The 14,657-nt window shown below is 39.4% G+C and carries 14 protein-coding genes; 5 read left to right on the top strand and 9 right to left on the bottom strand.

The window, feature by feature from the left end:
• Window position 1 precedes the first annotated feature (1 nt).
• Window positions 2-190, bottom strand: a complete 189-nt coding sequence (locus J5X91_RS10905; RefSeq protein ID WP_086998941.1) for a DUF2892 domain-containing protein — start codon at window positions 188-190, stop codon at window positions 2-4.
• A 129-nt stretch (window positions 191-319) separates the two neighbouring features.
• Here J5X91_RS10905 and J5X91_RS10900 point away from each other — a divergent pair, with 129 nt between their 5' ends.
• The 5 genes from J5X91_RS10900 to J5X91_RS10880 all read left to right on the top strand — a co-directional run bounded on the left by J5X91_RS10900 (window position 320) and on the right by J5X91_RS10880 (window position 6,934).
• Complete coding sequence (locus J5X91_RS10900) at window positions 320-622, top strand: metalloregulator ArsR/SmtB family transcription factor (protein WP_011329463.1); 303 nt, start codon at window positions 320-322, stop codon at window positions 620-622.
• 4 nt (window positions 623-626) lie between these two features.
• Window positions 627-3,911, top strand: coding sequence for an efflux RND transporter permease subunit (locus J5X91_RS10895; RefSeq protein WP_208834843.1), 3,285 nt, complete (start codon window positions 627-629; stop codon window positions 3,909-3,911).
• Window positions 3,901-4,968 carry a sporulation protein YqfD gene (locus tag J5X91_RS10890; protein WP_208834842.1) on the top strand — a complete coding sequence of 356 codons (1,068 nt, stop codon included), beginning with the start codon at window positions 3,901-3,903 and terminating at the stop codon, window positions 4,966-4,968. Before J5X91_RS10895 ends, J5X91_RS10890 begins: the two co-directional genes overlap by 11 nt.
• Before the next feature lie 218 nt (window positions 4,969-5,186).
• Window positions 5,187-5,447, top strand: coding sequence for a hypothetical protein (locus tag J5X91_RS10885; RefSeq protein WP_208834841.1), 261 nt, complete (start codon window positions 5,187-5,189; stop codon window positions 5,445-5,447).
• Window positions 5,448-5,515: 68 nt separating this feature from the next.
• Window positions 5,516-6,934: a hypothetical protein gene (locus J5X91_RS10880; RefSeq protein WP_208834840.1), complete on the top strand. Its 1,419-nt coding sequence runs from the start codon at window positions 5,516-5,518 to the stop codon at window positions 6,932-6,934.
• An 82-nt stretch (window positions 6,935-7,016) separates the two neighbouring features.
• Here the strand turns inward: J5X91_RS10880 and J5X91_RS10875 are convergent, their stop codons facing one another.
• The 8 genes from J5X91_RS10875 to J5X91_RS10840 all read right to left on the bottom strand — a co-directional run bounded on the left by J5X91_RS10875 (window position 7,017) and on the right by J5X91_RS10840 (window position 14,649).
• Window positions 7,017-7,436 carry a YfeK family protein gene (locus tag J5X91_RS10875; RefSeq protein ID WP_157863184.1) on the bottom strand — a complete coding sequence of 140 codons (420 nt, stop codon included), beginning with the start codon at window positions 7,434-7,436 and terminating at the stop codon, window positions 7,017-7,019.
• 1 nt (window position 7,437) lies between these two features.
• Window positions 7,438-8,292: an endonuclease/exonuclease/phosphatase family protein gene (locus J5X91_RS10870; RefSeq protein WP_011329459.1), complete on the bottom strand. Its 855-nt coding sequence runs from the start codon at window positions 8,290-8,292 to the stop codon at window positions 7,438-7,440.
• Between the two features lie 194 nt (window positions 8,293-8,486).
• A complete protein-coding gene (locus J5X91_RS10865; protein WP_182678963.1) occupies window positions 8,487-9,725 on the bottom strand; it encodes an ABC transporter permease in 1,239 nt (412 codons plus the stop codon).
• On the bottom strand, window positions 9,718-10,425 hold the full coding sequence (locus J5X91_RS10860; protein ID WP_011329456.1) for an ABC transporter ATP-binding protein: 708 nt from the start codon (window positions 10,423-10,425) through the stop codon (window positions 9,718-9,720). The genes J5X91_RS10865 and J5X91_RS10860 overlap by 8 nt, the downstream gene beginning before the upstream one ends.
• Window positions 10,425-11,588, bottom strand: a complete 1,164-nt coding sequence (locus tag J5X91_RS10855; RefSeq protein ID WP_208834839.1) for an efflux RND transporter periplasmic adaptor subunit — start codon at window positions 11,586-11,588, stop codon at window positions 10,425-10,427. The genes J5X91_RS10860 and J5X91_RS10855 overlap by 1 nt, the downstream gene beginning before the upstream one ends.
• Window positions 11,589-11,642: 54 nt before the next feature.
• Window positions 11,643-12,356, bottom strand: coding sequence for a YIP1 family protein (locus J5X91_RS10850; protein WP_011329454.1), 714 nt, complete (start codon window positions 12,354-12,356; stop codon window positions 11,643-11,645).
• 186 nt (window positions 12,357-12,542) lie between these two features.
• Window positions 12,543-13,220 carry a TorF family putative porin gene (locus tag J5X91_RS10845; RefSeq protein ID WP_197182280.1) on the bottom strand — a complete coding sequence of 226 codons (678 nt, stop codon included), beginning with the start codon at window positions 13,218-13,220 and terminating at the stop codon, window positions 12,543-12,545.
• A gap of 265 nt (window positions 13,221-13,485) precedes the next feature.
• On the bottom strand, window positions 13,486-14,649 hold the full coding sequence (locus tag J5X91_RS10840; protein ID WP_208834838.1) for a hypothetical protein: 1,164 nt from the start codon (window positions 14,647-14,649) through the stop codon (window positions 13,486-13,488).
• Between the last annotated feature and the right edge of the window lie 8 nt (window positions 14,650-14,657).

Genomic DNA, 14,657 nt, shown 5'->3' with positions numbered 1-14,657 from the left:
GTTATTCCTTAACGCCAAGTTTGCGTAATAGTGTGATCATTGGGCACCAGCAGGTAAAAGCTGATTGCATTAGATTTAGTGCTATAAATACAGTAAACCATATCCAGCGTGGGTCATGAAAGCTTTGTAATAAAACAGAGATAATAATCATGATGCCAGCAATTAAGCGCAGTGCATTATTAAGCTTCATTATAGTCGGTCATTTTAATGAGTATGTATAGCTACTATATTAGGTTTTTATACATTAGCAAGATCTAATGTTAGACATGGCTGTTCTAGCAACCTATACTTACTAACAAATTAAGTATAAGAGCACAGTATGAATATTGACTTTACTGCCATGGCTGCCAACGTAGAAAAAGCAGAGAAATTATTAAAAATCTTAGCCAATAAAAATCGCTTAATGATTTTATGCTCCTTACAAGACACCGAAATGAACGTGTCGCAGTTAAATGAAGCTGTACCTCTTGCACAATCGGCACTCTCTCAGCATTTAGCAGCACTGCGTAAAGCAAATATAGTGGCTACTCGACGCGAAAGCCAAACAATTTATTATCGTGTTATTGATAAAGATGCTGTAACACTGCTGGCAACTTTATATGGGTTGTTTTGTAAGGAATAACGCAATGAACGCTATAGATAGCGCTGTAAAAAGTAGTTTAAGTGGCCGCGTACCAATTATTATTTTTGTGTTGTCGGTATTGTGTGGGTTATTTGCTTTGCAACAAACTCCGCGAGAGGAAGAGCCACAAATAGTGGTGCCTATGCTCGACATTTATGTGTCGGCACCTAATGTAGAAGCTCCTGAAGTTGCAAGATTAGTCACCGAGCCATTAGAAAAGTTATTGGCGCAACTTAGTGGTGTAAAACATATATATTCAACTACGCAAAGTAGTCGTGCTGTGGTTACTTTGCGCTTTGAGGTAGGGCACGATCGCGAACAAGCCATACTCGATACCTACGCCAAGCTCTATAGCTATCAACATACTATGACTCCTATTATTAAAAGCTGGCAAATACGCCCAGTAGAAGTAAATGATGTGCCTATTGTTATGCTTGGGTTATATAGCAAGGATCCTAAGCTTTATAGTGATTATGAATTAACCCGCTTTGCAAACGAAATAGCCAATAATTTACAACGAATTGAACACACGAGCGAAGTAAAGGTAATTGCGGGGCGTAACCGCGCCATTACCGTTAATTTAAATGCCACCGCTTTGGCTGCCCACCAAACCACATTAAGTGATGTTTATTATGCGCTTAGTGTATCTAATCAACTCACCGAGGTAGGTAGCGTGGTAAATGCCCAGCAGCAAATAATTTTGCAAGCGGGCGATGTATTAAGAACTAAAACAGCGATAGAACAACTAGTCGTTAATGTTGTTAATGGTAAAAGTGTTTATTTAACCGATGTAGCCCAGGTTAGTGATGGCCCCGCTGAGGCGCAAAACTATCAATGGCTGGCGCAGTCAAATGAGCAACAGCATTACCCTATGGTAACGCTGAGTATTGCCAAACAAGCAGGCACTAATGCTGTAGCGGTGGCAAGCGATGTACATGCCATGATGGCAGAGCTAAAAACAAGGTTACTACCAGCAGAAATAACGTACTCAGTACTGCGAGATTACGGCCAAACCGCCGACGAAAAAGTAAATAATTTAGCCTCAAGCTTAGTGTTTGCAGTATTTACTGTGGTTATATTTGTGGGCGTATTTTTAGGTTGGCGCCCGGCAATAGTAGTTGGACTTGCTGTACCCATTTGTTATGGCATTACGCTCTCGCTTGATTTTGCCTTTGGTTACACAATTAACCGAGTGACCTTATTTGCGTTAATTTTATCTTTGGGGTTACTGGTTGACGATCCGATCACAGGTATAGATAACATCAGCCGTTTTATAAATAAAAAGGGTGATAAAAAACAGCAAATTGTGAATGCAATGAGCGAAATTCGCACCGCACTATTAATGTCGACCCTAACTATTATGGTGGCATTTATTCCACTGGCTTTTATTACTGGAATGATGGGGCCTTATATGGCGCCAATGGCATTTAACGTACCTGTGAGTGTTATGGTATCTACATTAGTGGCGTTTTTTGTAACCCCATGGCTTGCCATGAAATTACTAAAACCTAATAGTGAAGAGCCCGATCAAGCAAATAACAAAACGAGCCTTTACGAGCGCTTACTAACCCCCTTACTGGCCTCAAAACCACGTGCTAAATGGGTACTGTGGATCACGCTTGCGTTATTTATTATTAGCGCCATGTTACCTGTGATGCGATTAGTACCGCTGAAGTTATTACCGTTTGATAATAAAAATGAACTACAAGTACTTATTGATATGCCAGAGGGCACTAATTTAGAGCAAACAGCTGCTTTTACCCGACAAGTGCAAACGCTCACATGGCAATTAACCGAGGTAAGTGAAATAGCCACTTATGTAGGCCAGCCTTCAAGTATGGACTTTAATGGTATGGTACGCGGTTATTACCGACGAGAAGCACCGAACTTAGCTGAACTAAGAGTGCTACTACTAGATAAAACAGCGCGCGAGCATCAATCTCATGCGGTGGTAATGCGTTTGCGTAAACAGTTAGCACCATTAGTAAATAACGGCATAGTGATTAAAGTAGTTGAAGTGCCGCCAGGGCCGCCGGTGTTAAGTACTTTAGTGGCAGAGGTTTATCGAGATACATTTATTGATAGGCAAACGCATTATTTAGCCGCAGAGCAAGTTGCAACGCGCTTAAAACAAGAACCTCATGTGGTAGAGGTTGATACTTCAATGGTTGCAGCAGCCCCTTTGCAGCGTTTTATTACTGATAAAACGAAAGCGGCGCATAGTGCTATATCTACCGAAAATATCACGCAAACACTTAGCATAGCGTCACAAGGGCAAACGGTTGGGCAGCTTTATGTCAGCAACGAAACTCAGCCTGTGCCAATAAAACTGCAGCTATCTTATAGCGAACGCAATCAATTTGCACAATTGCTAGCATTACAACTAAGGGGCGACAGAGACATAGCTAAAAATGCGAGTAAATTTGGCTTAAGCAGTGCGCCGCGGCCTTTAGTTGCGCTTTCTGAGCTTGGAGAGTTTACTCAATTAAATGTAGCGCAAACTATTATGCGCAAAGATCAGCGCGAAGTTATTTATGTTATGGCAGAGCTAAATGGTAGAACTCCCGCAGCAATAATTGCCGATGTAACTGCTGATTTAAATATATCAACAGACGATTTTGTAAAAACGCCTTGGTTAGCGCGGCACTTTTTTAATAATGGTGGCACTGCACCTTGGCAATTACCGCCAGGTACGCAAGTAACATTTAGCGGTGAAGGAGAGTGGCGTATTACCATAGATGTATTTAGAGATATGGGGATTGCCTTTGCATTTGCACTTAGTGCCATTTTTATTATTTTACGCCTACAAACACGCACAGTAAGCTTGTCGCTTATTATTATGTCGGCAATACCACTCACTGTTATTGGCATTATGCCTGGTTTTTGGTTACTTAATCAGTTTGGTGAGCGCAGTATTGCATCAGCTCCCGAGCCGGTTTTATTTACCGCTACTGCGATGATAGGCATGATTGCCTTGGCGGGTATTGTGGTGCGTAATTCACTTATTTTAGTTGAGTTTATTAATCAAGCACGCGCCCAAGGTATGGCAATAAAAGCAGCGTTAATTGCAGCAGGAACAGTGCGCATGCGCCCCGTACTACTAACCGCAGGCACCACATTATTAGGTAACTTAGTGATTACACTAGATCCGGTATTTAGTGGCTTAGCAATTGCGATTATTTTTGGCATTGTGGCATCAACGTTGTTTTCGTTATTTGTAGTGCCGCTTGTTTATTACTTAGTATTTGCAAACACAGAAACCACTGCGGGAGAAACGCATGCAAGGTAAATCAAAACTAGTTGGCTCGTTACTCGCTTTATTAGTGGTAGTAGGCGCCGTATTGTATATGGCGGGCAGCTTTTCAAATAAGCAAGTTGCTGGTTTAAAAACGACCAACGCTAACAATTACCACGGTAAGCGGGAAACGGTTTTACTACAAAAAATATCCCGTAGTGAATGGGTACCAGGCAGTATTATTGCGAAACAAAATACCCAAATTTCATCGCGAGTTATGGCGCAAGTTGAGCGTTTAAGTGTACGCGCGGGCGATAAAGTAACCAAAGGTGATTTACTCATTACCTTACAACAAGATGACTTTAAAGCGCAATTAGCACAAAGTGAGGCGCAAATTAATGCTATTCAAGCCGCATTAACCCAAGCTACAAAGCAACTTAAGCGAATTGAAAGTGTGTATGCGCAAGGCTTAGTATCGTTAAGTGAGTTAGATAATGCGAAGGCAAATTTTGATAGTTTATCGGCCAATTTAATTGCCGCTAAGCAGCAGCAAACACAAGCCAAAGTTGCGCTGAGTTACACTCGTATTACAGCGCCTATTTCGGGGGTTGTAGTAGAGCGGTTAGTCGAACCTGGTGATACAGCTACGCCTGGGCAGGCTTTATTGGGATTATATAACCCGCAGCAGCTACAAGTTGAGTTTAGTGTGCGAGAAATGCAAGCGGTTAAATTGCAGTTAGGGCAAAGTTTAACCATAAAGCTGCCTGCGCTTAATTTAACCTTGCCAGCCACTGTGGCCGAAATAGTTCCGGTTGCCGATAGCGCCTCACGTAGTTTGTTAATTCGCTTAGACTTTGACTCTTCTGTAGGGGTAATGCCCGGCTTGTATGCGCAATTAGAGTTAGTATTACCCGATGAACAAGGAATATTGCTAGATAGTAGCTGGATACATGAGTTTGGCCAATTAACTATGCTGTATGTGATTAATAGTGACAATGAGCAAATAGAACGTCGGTTTGTACGCTTAGGTGAAATAATTGGCGCAAAGCAGCATATAGTTACTGGGCTTAACCCCGGCGATATTTTAGCGGTAGATTACTTACCTAAGTAAAGTGATAATTTAGGAGGTTGATTTTCATCAGTTGGTTATAGGTATTGTATTGTTGCTTACATAACTTGTTATTATTAGCCTTCTAAATATTGACTTCTTAGTCATTAGCTGCAATTGTTACTTATAAGTTAAATAAACAAATTTGATATTTATTGTACTATGCGTATAATCAGCAACCAATTTTATCAATCTCTAATGGATTAGATAAGGATCGATATATGCTTATTTTTGGAATGATTTTATTATCACTTTCTATTTTTATTTTTATTTTAGGCTTTAGAGTTTTTATCAAGCCTAAAAATGAATATATCCATAACCATAAAATTACAGGTAGTGTTAGCAATGCTCTACAAGGTGGTATTAATTATTCTTTAGCTAGTTCTCCTGAAGAAATATCTAAAGGTTTTACTGTAGATGTTAGAAACGGTGAATTAGTCTCTTGTAGTCAATTATCACGAGAAGCTATCAAATCTATTTAGATTTTTATATTCAATACATTAAATTAAGCCACATTTTGTGGCTTTTTTATTATCCTCAGGATTAATTCATGAAGTTTATTGGATGGATTCCCAACTTAAGAGGGCGTTTATCGTTTAATACGATAGGCTCTAGCACTAAGCCATATCCTTTTACAAAATTTACAGAAGCTAGTCATAATGTGGTTTCACAATCAAACCGGAAGTTAAATGATAGCGCGGTCCCTCGTAGTATTAGAAAGTTTTTTTTTGAGTTTAAATTTTCACCATTACGCTTATTATCAAAATTCAATAGTACAATTGAAAAACTGAGTTATCATTCAGGTGAATTTAAATTTTCTTTCTATTATCTCGATCCTAAAGAAACGGAATATCACAATCCAATTAAGGGTTATATAATTATAGAGCCCAATGCAAATTTACGCTCTCAAACTTGTGATATAGATATAACTAGTCATAAATTACTCCAAGATATGAATATTAATGGTCTGCAGCATATGCTTGATCGATCTCTAGTAGTCACAGAAGTGCAAATTGATAGGGATGGATTCTGTGAGTTAACAAGTCTATATGTTAGGAAAATAGAACGCAGTAAGCTTATGTGGACTTCTTCAGTTCAAGATGGATTTAATCAGTTTATTGAGGAAGCTATCCATCAAGCTTATTATTTTATAAAAGATGTTTGTCATCAGCATCAGCATCATGATTCAAAAACTGATAATTTATTACCTTTAGTGAAATTTAGAAACGGTAATATAAACCGAGCATATGAAGAACTCTCAATTAAAATTTTTAAGTCGTTATACCGTCTTGTACTTAAAAAACGAAGATCTGATAGAGTTAAAGACTATAATAGTATGAAAGGAATTCTTTGTTATTTGAAAAGCTTTAGGAGTATTGTTTCAAAAAGAAAAATATCAGTTGAAAACTTTCAAACTGAAGATGACTATTTCTTATCGGGTTCTATAGAAGCTAGAGGTAATTGTATTTCAGCTGATCGAGAGAGGAAGAAAAGCTTTATTGGAATGATTCCAAGTATTATTTCTCTATCTGTTTCTCTTTTGGCCTTACTATTTGCCTTTTCATCAATGGTCATTATTTATAGTAATAATATTACTATACGAGATGAAAAGTTAAGAGAAATATCAGAAAGTTCTTTGTCATCATATTACAATATAATACAAGTTGTTATGAGTTACCCATTAGAGTTTTTTTCAGGAATATTGGCTATATCTTTTGCTTTTTTCTTTGTCTGTAGTGATCTTTTCAAAGAGAGTCGTTTTTATAATGATTTTTGGCGGATAGTTTACGGTTTTGAAAGCCAAAAGACTGTAGGGCTATTAACTATGTTATGTGCAGTATTTTTAATGTATAAATCAACAGGAATGATTGAAAAGCAATTTCAAGTCTTTATCGTTGATATATTACAAAGTGGGCTTAATAGTATTAGTAAATATACATTGGGTATAACAGAGAGAATTTTTAAATAAATAAGTATTCTTTGGTAAGTTAGTTTATTTCTAATCATAATACTTTTTAAATTTCCAGTATCTAAAAAATTTGCCGTATTTACTACGGCTTTTTTGTGTTTCTAAATCGTATTAGCTCATTGGTTAGCCAGCTATTTGCGGTTAACTTAGCACCACTGCTTAAAATTACCGTGTAGGCTTTACCACTCCATGAACTTTTACTAGCGAGATTATTAATGAAGTCGTCGGCTGTTTTTGCATAACGTTTAGCTTTACGGTATTTCATGGCTAAATGCTCGGCGGCTTCTTTGCTAGTATGTTCATCGCCATTGCGGATAAAAGTGGCGTTGCTGTTGCTAATAAAGGTAATTAAATGCTGCACTTCTTGGTCGGGTTCTCGATCGGGTTCTCGATTGGGTTCTTGATTAGGTAATTGGTTGGGGTGTGCAGCTAGGCTTATTTGGCTAAAAAAGGTGAATAATATGGTCAGTAGCCAAGCAGAATAAATACGAGTTTTTTTCATGTTATACATCATCAACTTTTAAAGTGGCTAAAATAGGGTTGTGATCAGAGCTGTTATATTCGCTTACTAAAGTATCAGAAATAACAACACCACGAGCCCACACTTGATCCAGGGCTAAACCAAATGCTTTTGTACGCTTGTCATCTACGTATATAGCTTCTTTAAGGCCCAGTTTAGTCAGCGCGTCATTAACTAGCTTTTGGCGTGCATCGCTCCATGCGTTTAAATCGCCCGCAAAAAGAATTGGCCCTTTGTGTTGTTGCATTATTTTTATACTGGCTTGTAACTGTTGCGCGTAGGCTTTAGTACCAAATGTAAAGTTAATGCCGTGCAAATTAACGCTCAATAAGCGTTGTTGGTTAGCCATTGCATATTCAACAATGTTAGTTGCTTTTGGGCTTCGTAACCATGGCTCTTTATGAATAAAAGTACAATGTACAGTTGCAGGCCAGCGGCTAAGCGTCATTACACCAGATTGTACATTGCCACTTTTATAACCGGGCGAAAAACGCCAAAAAGGTTTAAGGCTAGTAAGGCGTGTATCTACAATAGCCTCTTGTAATAAAACAATATCAGCACTTTCATTAAGGTGAGTTAAATCTTTATATAGGCCTTGGTTTTGTGCCTTATAAATATTCCATGAGAGTAACCTAGCTTGTTGAGGAACAATAAACTTACGGCTGTATGTTTTTTGCCTACTTGCCTGTAGTTGCTGATTACAACGCAGAGGAGTATATGCGGTTTCGGTTATACCTTGCGCTTCATCTGATGGGTTTAGTTGTGCTAGCGCCAAGCTAGAGTTTATAGTTAAAAAAGAGCATGCAGCAATAATGCAACGTATTAGCTTTTTGTGCATTTAATACCTTATTTAAAATTAGCCGTGAGCAATATCAATAGTGTGTACTTTGGGTGGTTTAAGCGTTAAAAGTTCATTTTTTAAGTGGTGTTTAAGTAGGGTAATACTTTGTGCTTGAAGTTTAAAGAGAGTTTTAATCACTGTGTTAATTATGTACTAGGCTTACATCCTTGTAAGCAACTACAATGCTATTGTTACTCGTAACGCAGTGCATCTATAGGGTTGAGCCTGGCGGCTTTAATGGCTGGGGCTAAACCAAACACTATGCCAATTAATGAAGTAAAACCAAACGACAACATTACCGCCCATGCCGGAATATACGCATCTGGCATGCTAGGAACCATAAACGAAATAAGCCCCGCTGCGCCATAACCAATGGCAAGCCCAATCAACCCGCCAAATAGCGATAACACCACAGCCTCAACTAAAAACTGCAACATTATAAAGCCGGGTGTAGCGCCTAGCGCTTTAAGGGTGCCAATCACGCGGGTGCGCTCAGTTACCGACACTAACATAATATTCATTACACCTATGCCACCAACTAATAAGCTAATACCAACAATACCTGCGGTTATGGCAGTGGCACTACCGGTAAATTTATCTACTTGGGCGCGGGCTTTTTCAGCAGTTTCAAATTCAAAGTCATTGTCGTCGCCGTCTTTAAGTTTATGTAACTGGCGCAGTATACGAGTAATTTTTGCTAGTACCTGCTCTTCGTTAGCGTTGTCTTCAAGCCTAAACATAATTTGTACATTACTTTGCGTATTGCCTCCCTCTAACGCACTCATAGTGCTAATGGGAATATTAATATAATCGTCTTGATCAAAGCCCAAAAAGCTACCTTGTTTTTCGGCTACACCAATAATTCTAAACCATTCGCCACCTAGCTTTATGTATTCGCCTACCGGATTGTTGGGTAAGTTTAATTTTTCGATAATTGACGGCCCAATAAAAGCTACGCGGCGGCGTTTTTCGTCGTCTTCAGCGCGAATAAAACGGCCTAGATCGGGGTAGGTACGGTATGCTTTTTGATAGTCTTGCTCAGTACCCATAACCCGCGATGAATGACTTTTATTACCATACTCAGCTCCGCCCGAAAAACGCCAAGTAAACATTAGTGCGGTGAGTGTTTCTGCTTCTTTTACTCGTGCTTTTAAGGTTAAAAAATCGTCGTAGCTAAGTTTTGCATTTTTACCAACCATTTCTAGCTCAATACTGGTATACGCCTTAATAGTAGTTACATCGGGCGACATATCAGCGAACTGATCGTTTATTTGCTTGGTAAAGCCTTGCATTACAGCAACCACAGTTACTACTGCGGCCACGCCAATAATAATACCTAAACAGGTGAGGGCAGAGCGCATAGCATTTGCTTTAATTGCTGAAAATGCGGCTTTAGTGCCTTCCATAGTGGCCAGTGCAAGTTTAAACATGCTGCCTTGCTCCTTGGTTTTTAGTTACGTCACTCACTACTTTACCATCCACTAAGCGAATTACCCGCTGACAGTGGTCGGCAATTTCTTGCTCATGTGTAACCAAAATAATGGTATGCCCTTCGTTATGCAGCTCATCAAATAAGGCCATAATTTCGCGGGTGGTTTTACTGTCTAAGTTACCGGTTGGCTCATCACCTAATAATATATGCGGTTTAGTGACTAAAGCACGAGCAATAGCAACTCGTTGACGTTGCCCGCCCGACAGCTGGCTTGATAAGTGATTTACTTTGTCGGCTAAGCCCACGCGCTTTAGCGCCTCAAGGGCTTGCTGTTTGCGTTGTTTGCTAGGGGTAAAGCGGTAAACTAAAGGCTGCATTACATTTTCTAGCGCCGATGCGCGTGGTAATAAGTTAAAGCTTTGAAATATAAATCCGACGCTTTCGTTGCGTTGGTGCGCAAGCTCGGTTTCGGTCATACTTTTTACTAACTTATCTTTTAAATAATACTCGCCGCTGGTGGGGGTATCTAAGCAGCCTAACAAATTCATTAGGGTAGACTTGCCAGATCCTGAGGGGCCAATAATGGCCACATATTCATTGGGCATAATGCTAATGTTTACATCATCAAGTGCTTTAAATATCTCAGCGCCCATTTTGTATTGTTTATTAATATGCTCAAGCTTGATCACCGCAGTCATTAGTTGTTTTCCTTCGCAGCGGCTTTTACTTTTACTATGTCGCCTTCTTTTAAAGTACTAATAGGGCGAGCCGGGCCAATAACTATTTTGTCACCTTCATTGAGCCCCTCGGTAATTGCTTGTTCAATATCTGATGATATACCAACAGTTACGGTTACTTTACTAACGCTGTTGTCGTTATTTAGGCGCCAAACAAAGGTGCTGTCGTCTTGTTTTTGAATTGCTTCTATTGGTAACTTTAAACCATTTTCGGCAATGCTGGTGGCAATTTCTGCTCTACAGCTCATTCCGGCATATAGTTGGCGATCGGTAGCATCGAGTAATACTTTTACCTTAAATGATAACCCTTGTGAGCCAGGCTGATTTTTAGCCGAGGTACCAATGTTTATTACTGTGCCAGTAAAAGGATTATTAGGATAAGCAGCGGCATAAATATTTGCTTTTTGGTGGAGTTTAATACTGGCTATGTCGGTTTCATCAACCCGCAACTCAGCTAAAATAGCACTGGGGTCAGCAACCAGCATTAAATCAGAGCCTATTATATTGGTCGTTCCGGCAATAACCGTTTCGCCTTCTTTAATATTAACCGAAGCCAATAGGCCACTCATAGGCGCTTTAAAAACACTTTTATTTAACCGATCTTGGGCAATTTGCAACGACGCATGAGCTTGGTTAAACGACTCTTTACGAGATTCAATATCTATTTTAGCTAAGTCGCGGGCACTTGCTAGGTTTTCATAGGCTTCTTCATTGCCCAAACCGACATCGTAAAGCTCTTTTTGTCTTTTTAGTTGGCGCTCAAAGTTAACTAAGCGAATTTGGCTATGTTTAATTTCTATTTCGGTGGCACGTAGTAGCGCTTTATTGCGGGTTACTTCAGATTCAAATGCAGTGGTATCAAGGCGCATTAAAATATCGCCTTGTTTTACACTTTGGCCTTCTTCGACAAATACTTTATCTACTCGGCCGGTAACTTCAGAGCGCAGCTGAACTTGAGTATTAAATACTAAGTTACCAGACGCCATTATTGAGTCGGCAATATTGCCTAGTTCAACATGGGCGATATTTACCTCGGGCTGTTTTTTATCACCAGAAATTTGTTTTGATACAATTAACGCTATAAAAGCGGCAATAGCGAGTGTGATGATAATGGCTTTTTTCATTTTATCGGTCCGTGAGTGAAAATGTGCAGAGGCTAACTTGCCTCTGCATAATAATTAAAGTGCGGCTATAATTGCCCAAACACTAAAAATAATAATACTTGGTAAGGCTGCAAACAGCAGTGCTTTATTAGTTGAGAAATTAGTCCAGCATTTTAGCCCAACCATGCCCAGCGCAATGCTCCAAATAGTGAACAGGTTAATTGATTCTAGTAAGGTATAAAAAGTATGTGTGGCATCAAGCCCAACAATGAGCTGATTGATAGAAGCGTAACTAAACACCGCTTGTTGCGAAATTTGATCTGTGTTAGCCATTAATACTAAGGCGATAGTGCCAAGGCTTGAAATAACCGTAGGCATCATTGTCCATAATGAAAAGCCATACCAAGCACCGTAACTATGTTGTGAGTTAGGATCGAGTTTAGCTATCAGCATATAATAAAGTGCAACTAAAGCATTCATTATTACTATGCCAATAATACCGCCGATCATGCCAAACCACATTTGGTTTGGGGCATTTTGTTCAATCGCTTGACGAATCATTTTTTGCTCGCCAATAGTGGCATCAACACTTGAAACGGCTACTTGCTCATTAATTAAAAACTGTATATCAACACTATTATAAAAAACAAACATACTCGCGGCGGTGGCAACTGCTATACAAATAAGGGCCAACCATGACCAGCCTTTTGCTTGCTCTATACCATTAAACGCTTTACTTGGGCTGATATAAATATCGATTAGTGCGCTTAGCGCGTTAGGTGACTTCATTATTATTCCTTAATAACCTAATTTGGGGGGAATTACTGGCTATAGCATAAGGCAAAATGAGGATAAGGTGATTATTTTATTGTAACGGTTTGTTAACGTAGTTTGTTTAGTGGCCAGGTTATTTATGCTGCTAAAACTAAAAAAGAGCCTTTCGGCTCTTGGGTTGCAGCAATTACAGTGTAATTTTTAAAGTGTAAAGTCTACTGAATAAGCAACATAGGCTTTTACGTCAGAGCCATCTATATCGGTATCAGATAAACCAAAAGTGAAACCATCTTTAGATACTGCTATGCCATAATCAATAATATTGTCATCACCTATAAAATCACCAGAGTAGTGGCCTAAATGAAATGCTATTTCGGTGCCGTTATTGCCAACAGCAAAAGCATAATCTGCCTTTAGGTAAAGTGAGTCAGCAAAGTCTGTACCGTCACCACTTGCTGCAGAGGTTGCTAATACAGCAGCACCAAAGGTGAAGCCTTTTACACTTATACTGCCGTAAATCTCAGAAAAGTCAGCATCAGCCGTGGAAGCTGCATCTGGGTATGCATAATAAATGTAACCAACATCGTAGCTCACGCTTTCATTAATAGCGCCACCAAAGCCTGCATACAAGTCTAATTCATAGGTCATCTCATCGGCCCAAGAGGCATTTGATGCCCAAGCACCGGCATAAAAACCAGACTTGTTGGTGTAGTCAATGCCGCCTGAAATGGCTGCATCACCACTGGTTTGTTCTTGTCCGCGCCATAAATAGTTTGATGTTGCTGCCGCATTAGCGGTTACTTCAGCATAGGCTGCTGTTGATGCGACACTAACTAAAGAGAGTGCTGTTATTGTTATGACTTTTTGTAGTTTTAGCATGTTTTAGTTCCTGTTATATGATTGCATGCCAAAGCTTTAAGGCTTATAGCTTGGCAGCATTTTATTATTTAACAGAAAAGAAGATTGCACGGGGTATGCCAGCTTCACTTTATTGCAGTGAATATGGTTTTAGGTGTTTTAAAACAATAGCTTATAATTAGTAGAGGGAGAGGTGCAGAGATAAGATTTTAAGGGGTTTTACATTTGTGGTGCATAAATTAACCTAGCTGCACCAAATCGGCGCTGCTAGGTTAGTTATTAATAATTAACCAAAAATAGTACGCATTAAGCTAATTGTTTCGTTAACTCCACGACCTTTTTGTACTTCATTAATAATAGAATCACGTTTGCTACGAATATGCTCAGGAATATCGTCAGCTGCAAGTGCGCGGTCTACTAAAATTTCTGCAGATTCTTTACCTCTACGCTTAGTTTTACCTGTACCTGAAGTACTGCGCTTTGGCTTGCTTAGCAGCTTGATGTAATTAGAGCTATCGGCTGTTGTGGTGTCTGCATAGTAAAAAAAGCACGGAATAAGCGCTTTAATGCTTACCAGCTGCTCTTCTAATTCGTTGTCTGCTTTAGCCATTTTAAACCAAGACAGAGTTTGAATTTTCTGTACTATGTCTTGCCAGTAACGCTCAAAGTCAGTGTTTTTTAGCTTGCTAACACCCAGTGCGCCACATAAAGCATCTAATCTATTATTGCTAATAGGAGTAAATACGTCAGGACGACGCATCGCTAATAAGCGAGTTGCTGGAGCGAGCGTTGGCTTTTCGTTACCATCGCTAAAAGCTTTTAAGTAAGCAGCAACAAATTGCTGGTACTCATAATGAGTAATATTACCTTCCAACGGAATATTGCTAAGTGCATCATCAAACGCATCAGGCATATCAGCCAGTAGTTGATGAAACGCTTTAGCGCTTTTAGTTGATGCAAACCATTCAACATCAAAGTTGTAAGTGCTTGGATCAAGCGATGCCATGTGCTTACCACTAAACGCAAGTAAGTCTTCTGGGATCATATCTTTAAGTGATTGCGGGCGAATGCTTGCAATGTAGCTTGTTAAGCGAAGCTGCTCATCAAGTGCAATAAGATCTTTGTGCTGCTCAATAAATGTAGTTACTATAGGCCAAGGCGCTACACGTAACGTTTTAACTTGTAAAAAGCTAATAGCAGAAATAAGTTGGTCGTGCAGTTTTTTTAGTACTGGTAACTGTTGCGGCTCTAGCAAGTCGTAATTCATACGATCTTTGCTTGCGTTAAGCAGTTCATAGCACCAAAGTAAAAAATCATCTGGGTGGTTTTCTACTTTCACGGCCATTAGATTTAGGCTGAGTTCTGAGGATTGCTTCAGAATGTTTTGGTATATTTGGTTTTCTTGCTCGCCTAGCGACATTTGTGACGGTGAAATTAGCAGTTTTTTCATGCCTTGTA

Source organism: Pseudoalteromonas sp. K222D (genome assembly GCF_017653575.1).
GTDB lineage: Bacteria > Pseudomonadota > Gammaproteobacteria > Enterobacterales > Alteromonadaceae > Pseudoalteromonas > Pseudoalteromonas nigrifaciens.
The sequence above is the reverse complement of the archived record's forward strand: the minus strand, read 5'-3'. Positions and strand labels throughout refer to the sequence as shown.

Bases quoted from the DNA above. Each gene is read 5' to 3' on its own strand.
- J5X91_RS10905 (WP_086998941.1), bottom strand. From the start codon at position 190: ATGAAGCTTAATAATGCACTGCGCTTAATTGCTGGCATCATGATTATT.
- J5X91_RS10900 (WP_011329463.1), top strand. From the start codon at position 320: ATGAATATTGACTTTACTGCCATGGCTGCCAACGTAGAAAAAGCAGAG.
- J5X91_RS10895 (WP_208834843.1), top strand. From the start codon at position 627: ATGAACGCTATAGATAGCGCTGTAAAAAGTAGTTTAAGTGGCCGCGTA.
- J5X91_RS10890 (WP_208834842.1), top strand. From the start codon at position 3,901: ATGCAAGGTAAATCAAAACTAGTTGGCTCGTTACTCGCTTTATTAGTG.
- J5X91_RS10885 (WP_208834841.1), top strand. From the start codon at position 5,187: ATGCTTATTTTTGGAATGATTTTATTATCACTTTCTATTTTTATTTTT.
- J5X91_RS10880 (WP_208834840.1), top strand. From the start codon at position 5,516: ATGAAGTTTATTGGATGGATTCCCAACTTAAGAGGGCGTTTATCGTTT.
- J5X91_RS10875 (WP_157863184.1), bottom strand. From the start codon at position 7,436: ATGAAAAAAACTCGTATTTATTCTGCTTGGCTACTGACCATATTATTC.
- J5X91_RS10870 (WP_011329459.1), bottom strand. From the start codon at position 8,292: ATGCACAAAAAGCTAATACGTTGCATTATTGCTGCATGCTCTTTTTTA.
- J5X91_RS10865 (WP_182678963.1), bottom strand. From the start codon at position 9,725: ATGTTTAAACTTGCACTGGCCACTATGGAAGGCACTAAAGCCGCATTT.
- J5X91_RS10860 (WP_011329456.1), bottom strand. From the start codon at position 10,425: ATGACTGCGGTGATCAAGCTTGAGCATATTAATAAACAATACAAAATG.
- J5X91_RS10855 (WP_208834839.1), bottom strand. From the start codon at position 11,588: ATGAAAAAAGCCATTATCATCACACTCGCTATTGCCGCTTTTATAGCG.
- J5X91_RS10850 (WP_011329454.1), bottom strand. From the start codon at position 12,356: ATGAAGTCACCTAACGCGCTAAGCGCACTAATCGATATTTATATCAGC.
- J5X91_RS10845 (WP_197182280.1), bottom strand. From the start codon at position 13,220: ATGCTAAAACTACAAAAAGTCATAACAATAACAGCACTCTCTTTAGTT.
- J5X91_RS10840 (WP_208834838.1), bottom strand. From the start codon at position 14,649: ATGAAAAAACTGCTAATTTCACCGTCACAAATGTCGCTAGGCGAGCAA.